The 19,558-nt window shown below is 73.5% G+C and carries 16 protein-coding genes, 1 tRNA gene and 1 other RNA gene; 9 read left to right on the forward strand and 9 right to left on the reverse strand.

Annotated elements, in window-relative coordinates:
- Positions 1–18: 18 nt before the first annotated feature.
- Positions 19–1,191, reverse strand: a complete 1,173-nt coding sequence (locus tag BM236_RS06725; protein WP_091121723.1) for a pyridoxal phosphate-dependent aminotransferase — start codon at positions 1,189–1,191, stop codon at positions 19–21.
- Between the two features lie 61 nt (positions 1,192–1,252).
- On the opposite strand from BM236_RS06725, the gene BM236_RS06730 reads away from it, so the two are divergent.
- Complete coding sequence (locus BM236_RS06730; RefSeq protein WP_091121726.1) at positions 1,253–2,752, forward strand: potassium/proton antiporter; 1,500 nt, start codon at positions 1,253–1,255, stop codon at positions 2,750–2,752.
- Between the two features lie 21 nt (positions 2,753–2,773).
- Here BM236_RS06730 and BM236_RS06735 read toward each other — a convergent pair whose 3' ends face one another.
- Positions 2,774–3,274 (reverse strand): LytR C-terminal domain-containing protein, encoded by a 501-nt coding sequence (locus tag BM236_RS06735; protein ID WP_091121727.1) that lies wholly within the window; start codon positions 3,272–3,274, stop codon positions 2,774–2,776.
- Positions 3,271–3,576 (reverse strand): type II toxin-antitoxin system VapB family antitoxin, encoded by a 306-nt coding sequence (locus BM236_RS06740; protein WP_091121730.1) that lies wholly within the window; start codon positions 3,574–3,576, stop codon positions 3,271–3,273. The genes BM236_RS06735 and BM236_RS06740 overlap by 4 nt, the downstream gene beginning before the upstream one ends.
- Before the next feature lie 48 nt (positions 3,577–3,624).
- On the opposite strand from BM236_RS06740, the gene BM236_RS06745 reads away from it, so the two are divergent.
- Entirely contained in the window at positions 3,625–5,265 is a 1,641-nt protein-coding gene (locus tag BM236_RS06745) for a helicase HerA-like domain-containing protein (protein ID WP_091121733.1), read from the forward strand.
- 57 nt (positions 5,266–5,322) lie between these two features.
- On the opposite strand, the gene BM236_RS06750 is transcribed toward BM236_RS06745, so the two are convergent.
- Together BM236_RS06750 and BM236_RS06755 are read right to left on the reverse strand one after the other, a co-directional pair.
- A complete protein-coding gene (locus BM236_RS06750; protein WP_091121738.1) occupies positions 5,323–5,502 on the reverse strand; it encodes a hypothetical protein in 180 nt (59 codons plus the stop codon).
- Between the two features lie 144 nt (positions 5,503–5,646).
- Positions 5,647–9,021, reverse strand: coding sequence for an FtsK/SpoIIIE domain-containing protein (locus tag BM236_RS06755; RefSeq protein ID WP_091121740.1), 3,375 nt, complete (start codon positions 9,019–9,021; stop codon positions 5,647–5,649).
- A 163-nt stretch (positions 9,022–9,184) separates the two neighbouring features.
- On the opposite strand from BM236_RS06755, the gene BM236_RS06760 reads away from it, so the two are divergent.
- Genes BM236_RS06760 through BM236_RS06775 form a run of 5 tightly spaced genes read left to right on the forward strand, consistent with a single transcriptional unit; the run spans position 9,185 to position 11,897 of the window.
- On the forward strand, positions 9,185–9,493 hold the full coding sequence (locus tag BM236_RS06760) for a WXG100 family type VII secretion target (protein WP_091121742.1): 309 nt from the start codon (positions 9,185–9,187) through the stop codon (positions 9,491–9,493).
- Between the two features lie 9 nt (positions 9,494–9,502).
- Positions 9,503–9,793, forward strand: a complete 291-nt coding sequence (locus tag BM236_RS06765) for a WXG100 family type VII secretion target (protein WP_091121745.1) — start codon at positions 9,503–9,505, stop codon at positions 9,791–9,793.
- Entirely contained in the window at positions 9,790–11,046 is a 1,257-nt protein-coding gene (locus BM236_RS06770; RefSeq protein ID WP_175507581.1) for an EsaB/YukD family protein, read from the forward strand. The genes BM236_RS06765 and BM236_RS06770 overlap by 4 nt, the downstream gene beginning before the upstream one ends.
- Complete coding sequence (locus BM236_RS18900; RefSeq protein WP_175507582.1) at positions 11,043–11,201, forward strand: hypothetical protein; 159 nt, start codon at positions 11,043–11,045, stop codon at positions 11,199–11,201. The genes BM236_RS06770 and BM236_RS18900 overlap by 4 nt, the downstream gene beginning before the upstream one ends.
- 51 nt (positions 11,202–11,252) lie before the next feature.
- Positions 11,253–11,897 (forward strand): cation efflux transmembrane domain-containing protein, encoded by a 645-nt coding sequence (locus BM236_RS06775; protein ID WP_245750183.1) that lies wholly within the window; start codon positions 11,253–11,255, stop codon positions 11,895–11,897.
- 15 nt (positions 11,898–11,912) lie between these two features.
- Here the strand turns inward: BM236_RS06775 and lacZ are convergent, their stop codons facing one another.
- Positions 11,913–14,948, reverse strand: coding sequence for a beta-galactosidase, LacZ type (gene lacZ / locus BM236_RS06780; RefSeq protein WP_091121750.1), 3,036 nt, complete (start codon positions 14,946–14,948; stop codon positions 11,913–11,915).
- A 103-nt stretch (positions 14,949–15,051) separates the two neighbouring features.
- On the opposite strand from lacZ, the gene BM236_RS06785 reads away from it, so the two are divergent.
- Positions 15,052–16,095: a LacI family DNA-binding transcriptional regulator gene (locus BM236_RS06785; protein ID WP_091121753.1), complete on the forward strand. Its 1,044-nt coding sequence runs from the start codon at positions 15,052–15,054 to the stop codon at positions 16,093–16,095.
- Positions 16,096–16,139: 44 nt separating this feature from the next.
- On the opposite strand, the gene BM236_RS06790 is transcribed toward BM236_RS06785, so the two are convergent.
- The 3 genes from BM236_RS06790 to BM236_RS06800 form a co-directional block, all read right to left on the reverse strand.
- Positions 16,140–16,227: transfer RNA gene (locus BM236_RS06790), tRNA-Ser, on the reverse strand.
- A gap of 68 nt (positions 16,228–16,295) precedes the next feature.
- Positions 16,296–16,385, reverse strand: an RNA gene (gene ffs, locus BM236_RS06795) — signal recognition particle sRNA small type.
- A 45-nt stretch (positions 16,386–16,430) separates the two neighbouring features.
- Positions 16,431–17,297, reverse strand: a complete 867-nt coding sequence (locus BM236_RS06800; protein WP_091121754.1) for an NAD-dependent epimerase/dehydratase family protein — start codon at positions 17,295–17,297, stop codon at positions 16,431–16,433.
- Positions 17,298–17,367: 70 nt separating this feature from the next.
- On the opposite strand from BM236_RS06800, the gene BM236_RS06805 reads away from it, so the two are divergent.
- Entirely contained in the window at positions 17,368–19,554 is a 2,187-nt protein-coding gene (locus BM236_RS06805) for a DNA polymerase III subunit gamma and tau (RefSeq protein ID WP_091121757.1), read from the forward strand.
- Positions 19,555–19,558 lie beyond the last annotated feature (4 nt).

Below are 19,558 nucleotides of genomic sequence, written 5' to 3' on the forward strand. Positions count from 1 at the left end.
GGACCGACAGCGGAAACCTCAGCCGGCGAGGGCTGTGGACAACCGCTCCAAGGCCTCGCTGATCTCGGCCCCCTCCCCGGCGAAGGACAGCCGCAGGAAGCGGCCGTCGGTGGTGTCGAAGTCGATGCCCGGCGCCACGGCGACCCCGGTGGTGGCGAGCAGGTGGTGGGCGAAGGCCATCGAGTCGTCGGTCAGGTGGCTCACGTCGGCGTACACGTAGAACGCGCCGTCGGCGGGCGCGAGCCGCGTGATCCCGAGCCGCGGCAGCCCTTCGAGCAGGAGGGTCCGGTTGGCGGCGTACCGCGTGACGTGCGCGTCGAGCTCGGCGATCGACTCGGGTGTGAACGCGCGTACGGCGGCCCGCTGGGCCAGCGCCGGCGGGCAGATCGTGAAGTTGCCGGTGAGGACGTCGATCGGGCGGCGCAGCCGGCGGGGTGCGAGCAGCCAGCCGATGCGCCAGCCGGTCATCGAGAAGTACTTGCTGAAGCTGCCGAAGACGACCGCCTCGCGCGACGCCTCCCAGGCGCAGCGGGCGAGGTGCCGGCCGGCGGGCGCGTACTCGATCCCGTGGTAGATCTCGTCGGAGATCAGCTGCACCCGGTTGTCCTCGCACCAGCCCGCGATCGCGGCGAGCTCCTCGGGCAGGACCATCGTGCCGGTCGGGTTGGCGGGCGAGGCGAGCAGGACGCCCTTGAGGTCGGGGATCGCGGCGAGCTGCTCGACGGTCGGCTGGAACCGTGTCTCGGGCCCCGTCTCCACCTCGACGACCTCGCAGCCGAGCGCCTGCAGCACGTTGCGGTAGCACGGGTAGTTGGGCCGGGCCATCGCCACCCGGTCGCCCACCTCGAAGGCGGCGAGGAAGGCCAGCAGGAAGCCGCCGCTGGCTCCGGTCGTCACGATGACGTCGTCGGGCGAGACGTCGAGGCCGTACCGCGTGCCGTAGTGGCGCGCGATCTCCATGCGGAGCTCGAGGATGCCCGTCGCCGGGGTGTAGCCGAGCGGGTCGCCCGACTGCAGCAGCCGCACCGCCTCCTGCGCGACGGCGGCGGGAGCCCCGGTGGAGGGCTGGCCCGACAGCAGGTTGAGCGCGTCCCCGTGGGTTCGGCGGCGCAGCTCGGAGGCAGCGATCATGTCCATCACGTGGAAGGGCGGAACGTTCGCACGCGAGGCGGCGGCCCAACGGTCGTCCATGAGGGCGACCGTAATCCGTCTCGGTAGGATCAGAGCCCGCCACCCCCTGAAGTGAGGTGACATGAGCTTCGACGTCCATCAGCTCGACACGTTCGTGGTGGTGGGCGCCGCCGTGACGATCTTCGCGATCCTCGCGGTGCGGGTCTCGTCGAGGACCGGCCTGCCGACGCTGCTGGTCTACCTGCTCATGGGCGTCGCACTCGGCGAGTCGGGCCTCGGGATCCAGTTCGAGGACGCGGAGGTCGCCCACGCGCTCGGGTTCGCCGCGCTGGCGCTCATCCTCGCCGAGGGTGGTCTCACGACCGAGTGGCGCTCGCTGCGCGGGTCGCTGCGGCTCGGCATCTCGCTGGCCACCGTCGGAGTGGCCATCACCGTCACCGTCGTCGCGCTGGCCGGGCACTACCTGCTCGGCCTGGACTGGCGGCTCGCCGTCCTGCTCGGTGCGGTGACCGCGCCGACCGACGCCGCTGCGGTCTTCTCCGTGCTCCGCGTCGTCCCCCTGCCCCAGCGGATCATGGGCGCGCTCGAGGCCGAGTCGGGGCTCAACGACGCCCCGACCGTCGTGCTGGTGTCGATCATCGCGAGCGGGACCGTCGACGACCGTCCGCTGTGGATGGTGGGCGGCCTGGTCGCCTACGAGCTGGTCGAGGGCACCCTCGTCGGCCTCGCCGTCGGTTTCGGCGGCGCCTGGCTGATGCGCCGGGCGGCGCTGCCGTCGACCGGCCTCTACCCGCTCGCCGTCCTGATCCTGACCCTCCTGGCCTACGGGCTGGGCGGGTTCACCCACGGCAGCGGCTTCGCCGCCGTGTACGTCGCCGCGCTCGTGCTCGGCAACGCCGAGCTGCCGCACCGCAGGGCGACGAGGTCGTTCGCCGAGGGGCTCGCCTGGCTGGCCCAGATCGGTCTCTTCGTCATGCTCGGGCTGCTCCTCTCGCCCGGCCGGATCTCCTGGCACACGGTCGGCCTCGCCCTCGCGGCCGGTCTCGTGCTGACGGTCGTCGCCCGGCCGCTGTCGGTGCTCGTCAGCGGGCTGGGCGCCCGGCTGAGGTGGCAGGAGAGGGCGTTCCTGTCGTGGGCGGGCCTGCGCGGCGCCGTACCCGTCGTGCTCATGACGATCCCGCTGGCGGAGGAGGTGCCCGGCGCGGAGCGACTCTTCGACCTCGTCTTCGTGATGGTGGTCGTCTACACCCTGCTGACCGCGCCGTCGCTACCCGCCGTCGCGCGTCTGCTCGGCGTGGCGCGGCCCTCGGACCCGCGCGCCCTGGACCTGGAGGCGGCACCGCTCGAGCGGGTGGCGGCCGACCTGCTGCAGATCACCGTCACGCCGGGGTCGCAGCTCCACGGCGTCGAGGTCGGCGAGCTGCGCCTGCCGCGCGGGGCCTCGGTCTCGCTCGTCGTGAGGGACGGCGACGCGATGGTGCCGGAGAAACGGACGGTGCTCCGCGCGCTCGACGACGTCCTCGTCGTCACCCCGCGCGGCGTCCGCGAGCAGACCGAGCGACGGCTGCGTCAGGTGAGCCGTCACGGGCGGCTCGCGCAGTGGCTCCGCGACGATCCCTGACCCGCCCGCCGGCCGGCCGCGTCAGGTCGGCGGTGAGCAGATCGTCGTACCCTTCGCCGCCTCGACCGAGGCGACGCCTCCGCTGACCGTGTCGAACTTGTCGCCCACGACGAGGACGACGCCGACCTGGTCGACGTCGCGCTGCACGACCCTGACCTTGGGGATCCGGCTGGCGACGAGCGCGACCGCCGGGCTGCCGGGGTCGTCGGTCCAGATCTGGGCGTTGCCGACGTCCGTGCCGCTCGGCGCGTTGCCCCTGTCGCCCTTGTTGAAGCCCTGCCCGGTGAGGGCGGTCATCGTGCGGGTCGCGAGCCCGACCCGCTTGCCCGCGTTGAGCACGCTGACGGTCACCCGCTCGGGCGTGATGGTGTCGCCGGCCTCGATGGGCGTCTCGACACAGGTGGGCGCGTCGGCCAGCTCCGGAAGTGGTGCGGTGAGCGCCGACCAGCCCCACGAGGCGCCGAACCCCAACAGTGCTGCGAGCACGGCGAGTGTGACAGTGGTCTTCACTGCCTGGGTCACGTCGTGCGGTCCTCGATCGTATGCACGCGGGCGTGCAGGATGTGCCGTTGCTGCAGCGCGGCGCGCAGGGCGCGGTGGAGGCCGTCCTCGAGGTAGAGCTCGCCGTTCCACTCGACCACGTGGGCGAAGAGGTCGCCGTAGAACGTGGAGTCCTCGTCGAGCAGCGCCGCCAGCTGCAGCGTGTCCTTGGTCGTGACCAGCTCGTCGAGCCGGATCTGACGCGGCGGCACGGCCGCCCACTGCTTCGGCGACAGCCCGTGATCGGGGTAGGGGCGCCCGTCGCCCACACGCTTGAAGATCACCTTCGCGACTATAACGACTGCGGAGGGTTGCGCCTTAGGCTCAGCCGCATGACCGAGACGCCTGCCGCGCCCGAACCCGACGGCCGGCCCGCCGAGACCGCTGTCGCTCCGACGGAGCCTGCTACGGCCCCCGCGGAGCCGGACAACCCGGTGGTCGCAGCCGTGCGGCCGGGCTACGAGTTCGACGGCACCGCACTCGAGCTCGGCGGGTTGATGCTCGACGCCGAGAACCTCAGCGACGTCCACATCCGGATCCCGCTCGGCATGCTCAACCGCCACGGTCTGGTGGCCGGGGCGACCGGAACCGGCAAGACCAAGACGCTGCAGCTCATCACCGAGCAGCTCTCCGCCAACGGCGTCCCCGTCTTCGCCGCCGACATCAAGGGCGACCTGTCCGGGCTGGCGTCGCCCGGCACCCCGAGCGACAAGCTCGCGGCGCGGGCCGCCTCGGTGGGCCAGCAGTGGTCCCCGAAGACCTTCCCGGTGCAGTACTACGCGCTCGGCGGCGTCGGCAGCGGCATCCCGGTGCGGGTGACCGTCGAGACCTTCGGCGCCACCCTGCTCGCGAAGGTGCTGGAGCTCAACGACACCCAGGAGTCCTCGCTCGGCCTGGTCTTCCACTACGCCAAGAACGCCTCGCTCCCGCTGATCGACCTCGCCGACCTGCGGGCCGTGCTGCAGTACCTCACCAGCGATCAGGGGAAGGCCGACCTCACCGGGCTGGGCGGCCTCTCCTCGGCGACCGTCGGGGTCATCCTCCGCGAGCTGATCGCCTTCCAGGACCAGGGCGCCGAGGCGTTCTTCGGCGAGCCGGCCTTCGACTCCGCGGAGTTCCTCGCGGTCGAGGGTGACGGCCGCGGCCGGGTGTCGCTGCTCGAGCTGCCCAACCTCGCCGACCGTCCGGCGATCTTCTCGACGTTCCTGATGTGGTTGCTCGCCGACCTCTTCCGCAAGCTCCCCGAGGTCGGTGACCCCGACAAGCCGAAGCTGGTCTTCTTCTTCGACGAGGCGCACCTGCTCTTCGACGGGGCGTCGAAGGAGTTCCTCGACACGATCACCCGGACCGTCCGGCTGATCCGCTCCAAGGGCGTGGGCGTCTTCTTCGTGACCCAGTCGCCGACCGACATCCACGAGGACGTCCTGGCTCAGCTGGGGTCGCGCATCCAGCACCAGCTGCGGGTCAACACCCCCAACGACGCCAAGGCGCTCAAGCAGACCGTCAACACCTACCCGACTTCGTCGTACGACGACCTCGGCACCGTGATCACCACGCTCGGCATCGGCGAGGCGATCGTGACCGTCATGAACGAGCGCGGCGCACCGACGCCCGTCGCCTGGACGAGGCTGCGGGCGCCTGAGTCGCTGATGGCTGCGACCGACCCGGCTGCCATCGATGCCGCGGTGAAGGCGTCGCCCAGCTATGCGACCTACGCGACAGCCGTGAACAACCCGTCGGCCGCCGAGTCGCTGGGGTCGAAGATGGCCGCTGCCCAGGCTGCCGAGCGGGCCGAGGCGGAGGCGAAGGTGGCCGCCAAGCAGGCGAAGGCCCCGAAGGAGTCCCGGTCCCGGCCCCGATCGCACCAGGACGACGACTCGACGCTGGAGAAGGTCGTGAAGTCCTCGGCGTTCAAGAGTGCGATGAACACCGCCGCGCGCGAGCTGATGCGCAGCATGTTCAAGAAGCGCTGAGTTCGGACGTCCTGCGCTCCGGTCGGTGGGGCGACCAGAGCGCAGGACGTCCCGTCGTCAGGCAGACCAGCGCAGCGAGTCGTCGATGAAGTCGGCGAACGCGTGCGTTCCACGCAGGTCCTCCCGCTCGATCATGAGCTTGGCGAGAGCGCTGGCGTGGCGGGACTTGAGCCTGCTCCGCTGCTGGACGATGCGGTCGGCGTCGTCGTCCCGGTCGGTCGTGGTGGGATTCTCCATCTCAACCTCCTTGGCTGTCGGGTGTCCGTCGGCCAGCCTGCACCTTCGACGTCGCCGGGAGATTGACGCCAGGTTACGGCTGGGTGTTGACTCGTCGCTTTGTCTATCCGGTTAGGCGACATTAGCAGTTGGATCGATCAAATCCTAGGGGTCGAGGTACGCCGCCTGAAAGACCGTCGGCTCGTGATGGGAGCGCGCCCATCGCGCCCGTCCCGGGTCGGCCGGGCGGGCTGGGACACCGGTCACCAGCGGACCTTCCTCGGCGCTGCCGGAGAGGATCACCCCGGGGCTGCCCAGCTCGCGAAGGGTGGCGAGCAGTGGCTCGTAGAACGCCCGGCCGGCACCCCCGACCCGGCGGGAGACGACGAGCCTGAGGCCGACGTCGGCGGAGCGTGCGAGCACGGGCAGGATCGGCTGCCAGGCGGTGGCAGGAGCGAGATCGACGTCGTCGGCGAGCACCCACGTGGAGGTGGCCGGTGCCTGTCGCGCGGCCGGCCCCTCGGTCAGCATCCCAGTCAGCATCCCGGTCAGCTGCTCGGCCACGACGGCGAGGGCTGCCGTCGGGTCGCCGGTGACGTGGATCGACCGGTCGGGGAGCCGCCCCGCCAACGTCGCGCGGGGGTCGAGGAAGACGATCCGATCCGCCGGATGGGCCCGGACGACCTCGTGCACGATCGTGCGTAGCAGGCTGGTCCGGCCGGACCCGTCGTCGCCCAGCACGACCAGATGGCCGGACGGCGGCAGGGTGAGCACGGCGTGATCGCCCTCGCAGATGCCGAGGCGGACGCCGGCGGCCGCGGGCAGCTCCCCGAGCCGGACAGTTGCCGGCAGCGCTCGCAGCCGGGGCTGCGTCGGGCCGGGCCAGTGTCGGCGCACCGCCTCCACGAGGTCGGTGAGCACGGCGTCGGCGGACGTCTCGGCGCGTCGCTGGCTGGATCGGGCGGCGGGTCGGGCCTCGGGCCGAGCATCCGTCGAAGTGTCGAGGCGGGGGACGGCGGCGAGGAAGTGGGCGCCGTCGACGATGCCGCGTCCGGGCCGGTCGCGCGGCACGGCGGCCGCGAGCCGTCGGTCGACCTCCGAGTCGAGCGGGTCGGCGAGGCGGAGCTCGAGGCGGGTGTCGAACAGGTCCCGGACCGCCGCCCGCAGGTCCGTCCACCGTCCGGTCGTGACCAGCAGGTGCACGCCCGACGCCCGACCGTGCGCCGCGAGGAGCGCCACGTCCTCCTCGACGTCGGGCAGGTGGCAGCGCAGCGCCGCCCAGTCGTCGACGACCAGGAGCGTCGGGCGGCGGTGGCCGCGTCGGAGCTCGCGCACCATGCGCGCCGCCAGCTCGGGCTCGTCCGGACCGGCCCGGGCGGTCACGTGGGGCAGGCCGGCGAGGGGCGCCAGCGCCCCGCCGAGGTCGAGCAGGTGGACGGCGACCTCCTGCGGCGTCCGGGTGACGGCGAGCCCCGCGACGGCGGTCCGCAGCAGGGTGCTGCGCCCGCTACCGGTCGTGCCGACGATCGCGACGTGGCCGGCGGTCAGGTCGACCTCCAGCAGATCGCGTCGCTGCCGGGAAGGCCGGTCGATCTCGCCGAGCGGCACGGTCGCCCGCGGCACCCCGAACCCGCGCACCGGGTCCACGGCCACCTCGGGAAGGAGGTCGCCGAGGGTGGCCGGGACGTCCAGCGGCGGCAGCCAGATCCGATGGGCGCTGCCCCGCCCCTGCATGACGGCCACGCACGCATCGACGACGGGGACCGGGCGAGGGGGCGGGCCCTGGACGGGGGCGGCGGTGAACGGCAGCACCCGGTGCGGGTCGGGGGGCTGGCGCAGCACCGTGCCGACGTACGGCGCCCGGAAGCGGACGAGCGTGCGCGGGTCGGTCCGGAGGTAGCCGAGGCCGGGCGACGCAGGGAGCTCGTAGGCGTCGACGACGCCCAGCACCGCGCGGGACTCCTCGGCGGTGAACGTGCGCAGCCCGATGCGGTAGGAGAGGTGCGACTCGAGTCCGCGCCAGCGCCCCTCGTCGAGCCGCTGGCAGGCGACCAGCAGGTGGATCCCGAGCCCGCGACCGAGGCGGCCGATGGTCACGAACAGCTCGTCGAGGTCGGGCCTGGCGGCGAGCAGCTCGGCGAACTCGTCGACGACGACCAGCAGGGTCGGCAGCCCGCCCCGATCGCCGTCCGCGGCGCGGATGAGCTCCTGTCGCCTGGTGAGCTCGCTGGTGAGCGCCTCCGCGGTGCGGCCGAGCAGGTCGAGCTCGTCGGCGAGGTTGGTGATGAGCGCCGAGACGTGGGGCAGGCCGGTGAGCCCGTCGAAGGCGGCACCGCCCTTGAAGTCGATCAGGACGAGGTTGAGCTCGGCAGGCGGATGGCTGAGGGCGAGCCGCAGCACCATCGCCCGGAGCAGCTCGGACTTGCCCGAGCCGGTCGCGCCGATGACCGCGCCGTGCGGTCCGTGGCCGCCGAGGGCCGCCTCCTTCAGGTCGAGGCGTACGTCGGCTCCGGTGTCCGAGGTCCCGATCACGACGGTGAGCCGGTCGCCGGGCGGCCGCGGTGACCAGTCGGGCTGGCCGGCGAGCGCCGGTGCCCGCCCGGCGAGACGGCGGCCGAACGCCTCGGCCACCTCCGTCGGACAGTCGTCGGCGACGCCCGGAACCGTCCGGCCGTCGACGGTGAACCGGCCGGCCACCGCGATCACGGTCATGGCGGGGCCCGGCGCGGGCGGTGGCACGCCGTCGGCGACGAGGAGCAGGTGCCGCCCCTCCGGGGCCAGGGCGGACAGCACCTCGGCGGTCCCTACGACCAATCGGCGCGGCCCGACCCCGTCGTCGACCCGGCCGGCCGAGTGCGGCAGCCACTTGACCCACTCCCAGCGCGATGCCGCCTCGGTGGCGGCGAGGACGCCGATGGCGACGTCCGGCGTGAGCGCCGCCGAGCAGACCAGGGCCCGCGCCAGGCCGGCGGGGGCGGTCAGAACCCTCGTGCCGCGCAGGTCGACGGTCGCGGGCAACGCGGGCCAGGTCTCGAACGCCGTGACGAGCCGGCGTACGGCGGCGGCGCAGAAGGGGTCCGCCCGCGCACCGATCTCCGGGCACGTCGGCGCCCGCTCCAGCGGAAGGTCGGCGGCACCGTAGCGGACCTGCCTCCCGCCGCCGGGACGCCACGCACCGCCCTCGACGAGCGCGGCCAGCGCCGCAGGTGGCGGGTGCCGGGCCAGTGCGGCGGCGCGCTGACCGTCGCCGGCGGCGCGGAGGCGGGTGCGGACGTCGGCGAGATGGGCGAGGTAGTCCCGGCGGGCGGCATCGATCGAACGGCTCCGCTGCCGGCGTTGACGCTCGACCTGGGCCACCGCGATCAGCACCGCCGCGGCGACGAACAGCGCGATGCCGGCGTACTGCCGAGGGCCGCCCGCCATCGTGGCCACCAGCCCGATCGAGCCCAGGCTGCCGAGCACGGGCAGGGCACTCAGCAGTGCCCCGCCGCCGTCCGCGCGGTCGAGCACCGGCGGTGGTCGCAGCTCGATCCGGTCCATGCCGACTCCTTCCCGAGGGACCGACGCTAGGGGCCGGCACCGACCGTCGGCGCCGGTCCGGCCGCTGCCTGTGGATAACTCGGATCGCTGGTTTCGGCGGCCGATGCGGGGGCAGACAGGGCGGTACCGCGGTGCGCCCGCACCCGGACAGGAAGGAGCTCCGATGTCCCTCACCACCGGGCAGGTGGTCGGCGCGCTCGACCACGGCGCCCGCCTCGCCCTCACCGCCAAGGCCGACCTCGACGGCCTGCTCGGGTCGCTCAGCGGCCAGGTCGCGCTCGGCTCCCGCTGGCGGGGCGCTGGCGGCCGGGCGTTCACCGCCACCTATGCCGAGTGGGCCCGTCAGCAGCAGCGGGTCACCGCCAAGCTGCAGTGGTTCCACGACCAGCTCGCCGCCGTCGAGCGGCTCAACGTCGCGACCGACCAGGCCCAGGCGGCTGCTCTCGGCCACCGCCTCGACCCGTCCCGCTAGGAGCCGGCCATGTCGGATGTCATCACCGTCGACCACGCCGCGCTTCAGCAGGCGGCGGCGGACCTGGCGCGCGCGGTCGCCGCGTCGGAGGAGCGGATCGAACGGCTGGCCGCAGAGCTGGCCCCGCTGCAGGCGGAGTGGTACGGCTCCGCCCAGATGGCCTACCTCGAGGCGAAGGCGGTCTGGGAGTCCGCGCAGAGCGAGATGCGGATGCTGCTCGCCCGGCTCGGCGCTGCCGTCGCGGCCGCGCAGGAGGCCTACCAGAGTGCCGACCAGGCCGGGGCCCGGGCGTTCCGGTGACCACCGCGCTGCTCCGGGTCAGCGTCGTCGGAGGTGGCCGCCGGCTGGACCTCGCGGTCCCGTCGGCGCTGCCGGTCGCCGAGCTCGTCCCGGGTCTCGCCCGCCGTCTCGACGTGGAGTCGTACGACGGCCTGCGACTCTGCACCGTCAGCGGAGCGGTCCTCGACGACCGGGCCGGTCTCTCGACGCAGGACGTGCCGGACGGCGCCGTGCTCGTCCTCGCTCCGCCACCCCCGCCGCCGACCGTCCACGACGACCCGGTCGAGGCGCTGCCCTCTGGTGTTCCCGTCGTCGAGCCGGCGGGCTGGCCGGTCCTCGTCGGCGCCGTGCTGCTCGTGCTCGCCGCCGTGCCGCTGGCGGTCGTCGGCGACGGCCGGCTGACCGCGGCGCTGGCCCTCGTGCTGCTCGCGGACGGTCTCGGGCGCCGCGCAGCCCCGGCGGCAATCGCCGCGACACTGATCGCCGCCGCGTACGCCGCCCTGGCCGCCGTCCAGCTCGCAGCGGACCTGAGACCGGGTGACGTCGGTGTGGCGTGCGCCGCAGGCGGGGGCGCCATCCTCGCCGTCGCCTCGCTGGCGATGACGGGGCTGCCGGCGCATCGGCTCCGCCTGCTGCCGGCCGCGGTCATCGGCGCGGTCGGTGCCGTGATCGGTGCCGTGCTATCGATCCGGGACGTCCCGTTGAGCGTGCTGGCGAGTGTCCTGATCGGTCTCGGGACGCTTGTCACCGGGGGGCTTCCCTGGGTCGCGGTCGGGCGGATCACCCGTCCGCGCGGCCGGGTCGACGTCGACGCCCTCGCCGACGAGGCGCGGACCGCACGCGAGCTCCTGCTCGGGGCGTCGGTCGGGCTCGCGGTCGTGCACGTGGGGCTGACCCCGCTGGTCGCGCGGCACGGTCCGGCAGGCCTGGCGCTGTCGGGATGCGCCGCGGCGATCGTCCTGCTGCGCGCCCGTCACCTCGCGCCGTCGCTCGCTGCGCTGCCGGGGCTGGCCGCGGGTGCGCTCGGACTGCTCGTCACCGTCGGCGTGGCGCTCTGGGAGCACGACACCTGGCGGACGGTCGGTGCCCTGGGCCTCGCCGGCGCGGGCGGCGTACTGCTGGCCGTGGCTCGCGGGCCGACCGCCGGCGGCGAGGACGCCCACGGCCCGGCACTGCTCGTCCGACCGCTGCTGCGGGCGCTGGAGACGGCCTGCCTCGTCGCGCTGCTTCCGCTGCTCGTGCTCGCCGGCGGCGCCCTGGAGTCGCTGCCGTGAGCGAGATCGAGGCGGCCGTCTACGAGGGACGGCGCCTGCTCGCCGCGCTGCTCGGCCGTGCCGAACCGCCGCCGGGCATCCTCGGACCGCTGGTCGGCGGGGTGCTCGCGACGGCGCTGCTGGTCGGCGCAGAGGTGGTCCGGCGTGTGCAGTGAGACCGTGCCCACGGCCGGGTGATCGCACCCGCCATCGATAGGTTCGGGTCCGTGGACCCCGTGGACCCCGAGGATCGACCGGAGCGGCTCCCGGACGTCGCCCGGCTGCGCCGCACGGTGCTGGTCGTCGCCGTCCTCAACTTCGGCTACTTCTTCGTCGAGCTCGCCGTCGCGCTCACGGCCGGCTCGGTGTCCCTGCTGGCCGACAGCGTCGACTTCCTCGAGGACACCGCCGTCAACCTGCTGATCCTCATGGCGCTGGGCTGGCCGCTGGCCCGCCGCGCGGTGCTGGGCAAGGCGATGGCCGTGGTGATCCTCGCCCCGGCATCGGTCGCCGGGTGGCAGACGGTCGGGCGGTTCGCCGACCCGCAGACCCCCGACGTCGTCCCGCTCGTGCTCGCCTCCCTGGGGGCGATCGCGGTCAACGGCACCAGCGCGTGGCTGCTGGCCGGCTCCCGGCACCGGGGCGGGTCGCTGAGCACCGCGGCGTTCGCGTCGGCGCGCAACGACGTCCTCGTCAACGTCGCGATCATCGCCATGGGCCTGCTGACGCTGTGGGTCGACTCCGGCTGGCCGGACCTGGTCCTCGGCTGCTGCATTCTCGCGCTCGCCCTGCACGCGGCCTGGGAGGTCTGGGAGGTCAGCGAGGAGGAGCGCCTCGCTGCGAAGGCGCTGGCCGGCGAGGACATCGGCTGACCCGCGCCCGCCGACTCAGAGCACTCCCTCGAACGAGAACCGGAACGTGAGCTCCTCGCCAGCGGGCACCAGGTGCTCGGGATGGGTGCGCGCCCCCCACGAGTCGTCGCCGCCGACACCGCGGCGCCGCCACGCCGGGCGCAGCACCGTCTTCTGCACGGGAGGGAGGTCGACGGGGTGCGCGGCGTTCTCGATCTCGAACGGCGTCCACGGCAGGGCGGAGAGCTCGAGCCCGTCCGCCTCGGAGGCGGAGACCCGCATGCCCCAGCCGCGGTCGTCGGTCACGGCGGCCCACCGCACGCCGGTGCGGTTGCCCGCCTCCTGCGGCCGCAGGTACGGCGTCAGAAGCTCCGTGACCTCGGCGCTCCAGCGACCGAGGCGAACGCTGCCGCGCCGGTCGGCGTACGCCTCGTGCGGACCGTCGCCGTACCACTCCAGCCGGTGCAGGTCGGCCGGTACCTCGAGGAGCAGGCCCAGCTCGGGCAGGTCGGGCAGGCCGTCGCCGGGACGCACGATCATCGTGACGTCGACGCGGCCCTCTCCGTCGACGAGGTAGGTCACGTCGCACCCGGAGGCGGGGACGGTCGGCAGGGCGTAGCGGTAGGTGACGGCCACGCCCTCCGCCTGCTCCGAGACCTCCGGGGCCGGGGTGCCCGGGCGGAGGGCCGCGTAGCGGCTGGCGAGCAGCCACTGGCCGTCCTCGGCCCCCATGCCCCACCCGCGCTCGTTCGCGGTCGGCGCGTGCCAGAAGCACGGGCGGGGGGACGACCGCAGCAGCTCGCGGCCGGCGTAGCGGTAGGAGACCAGCCCGCCGTGGAGCTTGGAGAAGAGCGCGGAGAACCGCGGCCCGTGCACGCCGACGTTGTGGATCCCGTTCACCAGCCGGGGCCGCGGAGCCGGGGGCCGACCGACCGGGGCGCCGACCCGGAAGACGTCCTGCTCGGACGCGACCTCGTGTCCGGCCGGGGCCCATGCGGTCGCGGAGCGGAGCCGGATCGACACGTCGACCGTGTACTCGCCGGGCACGTCCGGGACGGCCACGGGCAGCGGGTAGGCGGTCGTCCCACCCGGCCCGACGTCGGTGGCGAGCGGCGCCTCGGCGAGGACGGCGCCCTCGCGGGCCACGGTCACCACGACGTCGTACGCCGCCGAGCCGGTGAACAGGTGGCGGTTCTCGACCGTCAGCTCGTCGCGGGTGACCGAGAGCCGGAACGGCTGGTAGAGGTACTTCAGCTCGGCGAGCTTCGGCGTCGGGGTGCGGTCGAGCAGGACGACACCGTTGCCGCAGAAGTCGCCGTCGTGCGGCGCCTCCCCGAAGTCGCCGCCGTAGCCGTCGTACGTGCGCCCGTGCCGGTCCGTGGTCCGGACCGCCTGGTCGGCGAAGTCCCAGACGAAGAGACCCTGGAGGAGCGGCTCGCGGTAGGCGAGGTCGACGTACTTCGCGACGGCGCCGAACGAGTTGCCCATCGCGTGGGCGTACTCGCACAGCACGAACGGCTTGTCGCGGTGCTCGGCCAGGAAGGCCTCGACGGCCGCCGCCGGGGTGTACATCTGCGAGACGACGTCGGTGGTCTCGGGGTGGCGCGGGTCCCAGTGCACGCCCTCGTAGTGGATTGGGCGGTCGTCGTGCTCGCGGAACCAGTCGGCGACGGCGAGGAGGTTGCTGCCGCCGAACGACTCGTTGCCACAGGACCACATGACCACCGACGGATGGTTCTTGTCCCGCTCGAGCATGCTCGCCGCGCGGTCCAGGAGAGCGGGGAGCCACTCCGGCCGGTCACCCGGCACGGCCTCGTCGAGGGTGACGTCGCCGTTCGCGACGGCGTCCCAGAGACCGTGCGTCTCGAGGTTCATCTCGTCGATGACGTAGAGCCCGTACCTGTCGCACAGCTCGTAGAAGTAGGTGTTGTTGGGGTAGTGGCTCGTGCGTACGGCGTTCACGCCGGCGGCCTTGAGGATCCGGATGTCGGCCTCGGTCTCCTCGCGCGTCACCACCCGGCCGTTGAGGCCGAACTCGTGCCGGTTGACGCCCTTGAGCACGACCCGCTGCCCGTTGATCCTCAGCAGTCCGTCCTCGATCGCGAACCGCCGTAGCCCCACTGCCAGCGGGACGTGCTCGAGGAGCTCGCCGTCGTCGTCGAGCACCTCGACGACGAGGTCGTGGAGGTGGGGGTCCTCGGCGCTCCACAGGTGCGGGTCGCGGACGGCGACGGCGAGCGAGCCGTCGGCCTGCTCCTCGAGCGCGCCGACACCCTCGAGGGTGGCCCGGACCGAGCCGGGACCGCCGAGCCGCACCCGCACGGTGACCGTGGCCTCGGCCAGGTCGGCCGACACCGCTGTCGTCACCCGGATGTCCTCCAGGTGGACGCGCGGGCGACGGGTCAGCACCACGTCGCGGAAGAGGCCGGAGAACCGGAAGAAGTCCTGGTCCTCGAGCCATGACCCGCTGGTCCACGTGAAGACCTGGGCGGCCAGGACGTTCTCGCCGTCGGTCACGTGCTCGGTGAGGTCGAACTCGGACGGCGTGAAGGAGTCGGTCGCATAGCCGACGTACGCCCCGTTGAGCCAGACGGCGACCGCCGACTCGGCGCCGTGGAACGTGATGCCGAGCCGCTCGCCCGCCTCGAGCGGCCGATCGGGGGCGAACGTCGTCACGTAGGACGCGACCGGGTTGTAGCGGGTCGGCACCTGGCCGGGCGCCACCTGTTCGTGACCGTCCCAGGGGTACTGCACGTTGGTGTACTGCGGGGTGCCGTAGCCCTGGAGCTGCAGGTGGCCGGGCACGCGTACGTCGTCCCAGCCGGACGTGTCGACGCCGGGCTGCTGCCAGCCGTCGATGACCCCGTCGGCGTTCCTGGCCCAGTGCAGCTTCCAGGTGCCCGAGAGGCTCTGCTCGAACGAGCTCACCCCGCTCAGCGCCTCGTCGGCATCGCGGAACCAGCGGTGGTCGGAGTGCGCGGGCCGCTTGTTCTCGCTGACGCAGAGCGGATCGGCCGTGCGGCGCGGGTCGAAGGTGACGCGAGCGCTCGCTCCTGCACCGGACGTCGTCATCGTGGGGCTCCTCGTCGGGATGGCATGTTGACGTCAACATCGTAGCCGGACGGTCTCCGCCGCACCGGCCGCCGGTCCGGTGGCCAGGCGCTAGCATCCGGCCATGCTGGACCCCCGGAGGCCGCGCCGCGGCGCCTCGATCAACGACGTGGCCCGGCTGGCGGGGGTCTCGGGCCAGACCGTCTCGCGGGTGGCGCACGGGAGCACGAGCGTGCGGCCCGAGACCCGAGCGAAGGTCCTGGCGGCGATGGAACGTCTCGGCTATGCGCCGAACCACGCGGCGCGGGCGCTCCGCGCCGGGGAGTTCGGCACGATCGGGCTGCTCGCGCACCGCTTCGAACGGACCGGGGAGGCCCTGACGACCGAAGGCGTGATCGGGGCCGCCGCGGCGCAGAACGTCGGTGTCACCGTCGTCGACGTCCGGCGCGATGAGGTCGACGACTGGCAGTCGGCGGCGTCGCGGCTGACCCACCAGGCCATCGACGGGCTCGTCGTGATCCGCGCCGAGCAGGCGACGCCCGAGGAGCTGGCGCTGCCGGCGGACCTGCCCGTGGTCGTGTCGGACTCGCGGTTCGCCGGGCGCTATCCCGCCGTCGTGGCCGACCAGGCGCAGGGCACCCGCGAGGCCGTCCAGCACTTGCTCGACCTCGGGCACCGCACCGTGCACCACGTCGCCGGACCGGCGGACTCCGAGCCGGCCGCCGTCCGGCTCGACACCTGGCGGCGCATGCTCGAGGAGGCGGGGCGGCGGGTGCCCGAGCCGTGGCGCGGCGACTGGACGGCGCGCACCGGCTACGGCCTCGGCCACGAGATCGCGGCCGACCCGTCCGTCACGGCCGTCTTCTGTGCCAACGACGAGACGGCGCTCGGCCTGCTCCGCGCGCTGCACGAGGCCGGTCGGCGCGTGCCCGAGGACGTCTCCGTGGTGGGCTTCGACGGCATCGCCCTGGGCGAGTTCACCTACCCGCCGCTGACCACGGTCAGCCAGGACTTCCACGCCATCGGCCGCGAGCTCGTCCGCCTCCTCCTGGACCGGGTCCGGGCGACCGGCGCCGACGAGCCGCAGCGGGTCGTCGTACCGACCGAGCTTGTCGTGCGCCGGACGACCGGTCCGGCGGCGGAGAACCACAACGCCGACCCGGCCTAGTGGTCCGGATCGGCGTTCGTGCAGGTCAGCCTGCAGTTTCCTGATGGCGGATCTGGGGGGATTCGAACCCCCGAGGGCTTGCACCCAACCCGCTTTCCAAGCGAGCGCCATAGGCCACTAGGCGACAGATCCGTGGAGGAGGCTACCCGTCCCGATCGCAGCCGACGAAATCGGCGCTACCCGCGTCACGCCGGGAACGAAGAGGCCCCCCGCGCACCCGACAGAGCTCGCTTATCCTTGCTGCCTTCCGGCCCTGGGGAGGTTCACGAGATGCCGCCACGCGGGGGGTTGCGAGGGAGTCTAGGCGAGCGGTCCTGCTCGTCCAAAAGGGGCTCTCAGACCGCCCGCCAGCTGTGCTCCGGCTCGTAGCCCAGCACCCGGCGCGCCTTCTCGATCGACAGCAGCGTGTCGTGCTCGCCGAGGTTGCCGCGGACCTCGACGTCCGGGAACACCTCGGCGACGAGCTCCGCACTCGGGCGTGACATCACCGTGTCGGCGTTGGCGATGATGAAGACCTCGGTCCCTGTCCCCGGGTGGTCGAGCGCCCGGCGTACGGCCTGGGCGCCGTCGCGGGCGTCGATGTAGCCCCACAGGTTCCACTTGCGGGCCCGCGCGTCGGCGTCGTAGGAGGGGAACGCCTGGTAGTCCTGGGGCTCCATCACGTTGGAGAACCGCAGGCCGTACATCTTCAGCGCCGGGTCCCACCGGCACAGCTGCGCCGCCATGGTCTCCTCGAGCGTCTTCACCAGCGAGTAGGTGCTCTCGGGCCGAGGCGGGTAGTCCTCGTCGACCGGGACGTAGGGCGGCGGGGTGTCGAACGGCAGTCCGAGCACGGTCTCGCTCGAGGCCCAGACGATGTTCGTCACGCCGGCCCGGCGGGCGGCCGTGAAGACGTGGTAGGTCGCGTTCATGTTGTTGGCGAAGGTGGCCGCATCGCCGCGCAGCCCCGGCGCCGGAACCGCCGCGAGGTGTACGACGGCATCGACCGCGTCGTAGCGCTCCTCGACCCCGAGCATCGCGTCGAGGACCGCCGCGTAGTCGGTGAGGTCGACCGGGACATAGGTGACGTCGGCGCGGTCCGGGGCGGTCCGGTCGAAGACCACGACCTTCCAGTCGTGCGCGACGAGGTCGGCGACGACCGCCCTCCCGAGCTTCCCGCACCCGCCGGTGACGACCACGCGCCTGCCTGTTGCCGAGCCCATGCGGGCACGTTACTGCGAGGGGCGGGTGACGGCGTCGGCGGATGTCGGCGACGGTGGTTAGGGTTTCAGCGTGGAGTCACCCCTCGCGCTTTACCGCCGCTACCGGCCCGAGACGTTCCAGCAGGTCATCGGGCAGGAGCACGTCACCGGTCCGCTGCGGGCCGCACTGGCCAACAACCGGGTGAACCACGCCTACCTCTTCTCCGGTCCCCGCGGCTGTGGGAAGACCACGAGCGCCCGCATCCTGGCCCGCGCGCTCAACTGCGAGCAGGCTCCGGTCGCCGACCCGTGCGGTGAGTGCGACTCCTGCCGCGACCTGGCGCGGGGCGGGCCGGGCAGCATCGACGTCATCGAGATCGACGCGGCCTCGCACGGCGGTGTCGACGACGCCCGCGACTTGCGCGAGAAGGCGTTCTTCGCGCCGGTGCGCAGCCGCTACAAGGTCTACATCATCGACGAGGCCCACATGGTCTCCGCCCAGGGCTTCAACGCCCTGCTCAAGCTCGTCGAGGAGCCGCCGCCGCACCTGCGCTTCATCTTCGCGACCACGGAGCCGGAGAAGGTCATCCCGACGATCCGGTCGCGGACCCACCACTACCCGTTCCGGCTGATCCCGCCCCGGCTCCTGACGTCCTACCTCGGCGAGATCTGCGAGAAGGAGGGCGTCGCGGTCGAGCCCGCCGCGCTGCCGCTCATCGTGCGGGCCGGGGGCGGCTCCGCCCGCGACACCCTCTCCGTGATGGACCAGCTGCTCGGTGGCTCCGGCCCCGACGGCGTGACCTACGACCTGGCGGCCGGCCTGCTCGGCTACACGCCGGACTCGCTGCTCGACGAGGTCGTCGATGCCTTCGCGGCGGGCGACGGCTCGGCCGTCTTCGGCGTCGTCGACAAGGTGATCGAGACCGGGCAGGACCCGCGTCGCTTCACCGAGGACCTGCTCCGCCGGCTGCGCGACCTCGTCATCGTGTCGGCGGTCCCCGACGCCCCCGCGACCGGGCTCATCGACGTCGCCCCGGACGCCGGGGAGCGCCTGGCCGCCCAGGCCGGCCGGTTCGGCCCGACCGACCTGTCCCGCGCGGCCGACCTGGTCGCCACCGGTCTCACCGAGATGCGCGGGGCGACCGCGCCGCGGCTGCTGCTCGAGCTGATCTGTGCGCGGGTGCTGCTGCCGGGTGCCGACCACGGCACCGAGGGCCTGGCCGCCCGCCTCGACCGGCTCGAGCGCCGCCTCTCCGTGAGCGGGACGCCGACCGCGGCCCCCGTCGCCGCCCCGGCCGCTCCGGCGCAGGACCGGCCGGCGCCCCGGGCCGCTGCCCCGACGCCGGAGATCGTGCCGACGATCGCCGCCCCGACGCCGGCCCCGACGCCGACGCCGGCCCCTCCGCCGGCTCCGTCGGCGCAGCCGACCCCGCCGAGCGACGAGCCGGTGTCGGTCTCGCCGCCCCAGCCTGCCGCTCCGACACCGCCACCTGCCCAGCCCGCCGCCGCCTCCGAGCCGGCCGCGTCGGCGGCGCAGACCCAGGTGCCGTCGGGCGGTATGGCCGCTGTGGACGCGCGCCGACTCTGGCCCGACGTCGTGCAGGCGCTGGCCAAGCTCAACCGCTCGACCTGGGCCCTGCTCAGCAACCACGCGCAGGTCGTCGACCTGCAGGGCGATGTCCTGACGATCGGCTTCAGCACGGCCGGCCTCCGCGAGCAGTTCGTCGGTGGCGGCCGATCGGCCTACCTGCAGCAGGCGATCGTCGACGTCATCGGCGCGCAGTGGCGCATCGAGGCGATCGTCGACCCCGGCGTACAGCCGGCCGGGCAGTCCGCGCCGGCTCGCGGCTCCGCGCCCCAGCAGTCACCCCAGCAGTCCCCGCAGCAGTCCCCGCAGCAGTCCCCGCCGCAGTCCCCGCCGCAGCCCCCGCCGCAGCCCACGGCGGAGCCGCAGCGGCCGCCCGCCGCCGAGCAGCGACCCGCCGACGACGCACCCCCGTGGGACCAGGCACCCCCGCCGGAGCCCGTCGAGCCAGGCGCGGAGCGCGATCCCGACGGACCGCCATGGGACACCGGCGCGATCGGCGCGGCCCGAGAGGCCATCCAGCCCACCCGCGCCTCCGGCCGGGCGACCGACACGACGGCCGACGACCTGCGCGCCGCCGACGAGCATGCGCACCCCGATGACATCGACGCCGACTCCGACAACCTCGGCGGCGCAGCGCTGCTCGAACGCGAGCTCGGCGCCCAGATGATCGAAGAGATCCGGCACCAGTGAGAGA

The sequence above is a fragment of the Nocardioides terrae genome, assembly GCF_900112345.1.
Classification (GTDB): Bacteria; Actinomycetota; Actinomycetes; order Propionibacteriales; family Nocardioidaceae; genus Nocardioides; species Nocardioides terrae.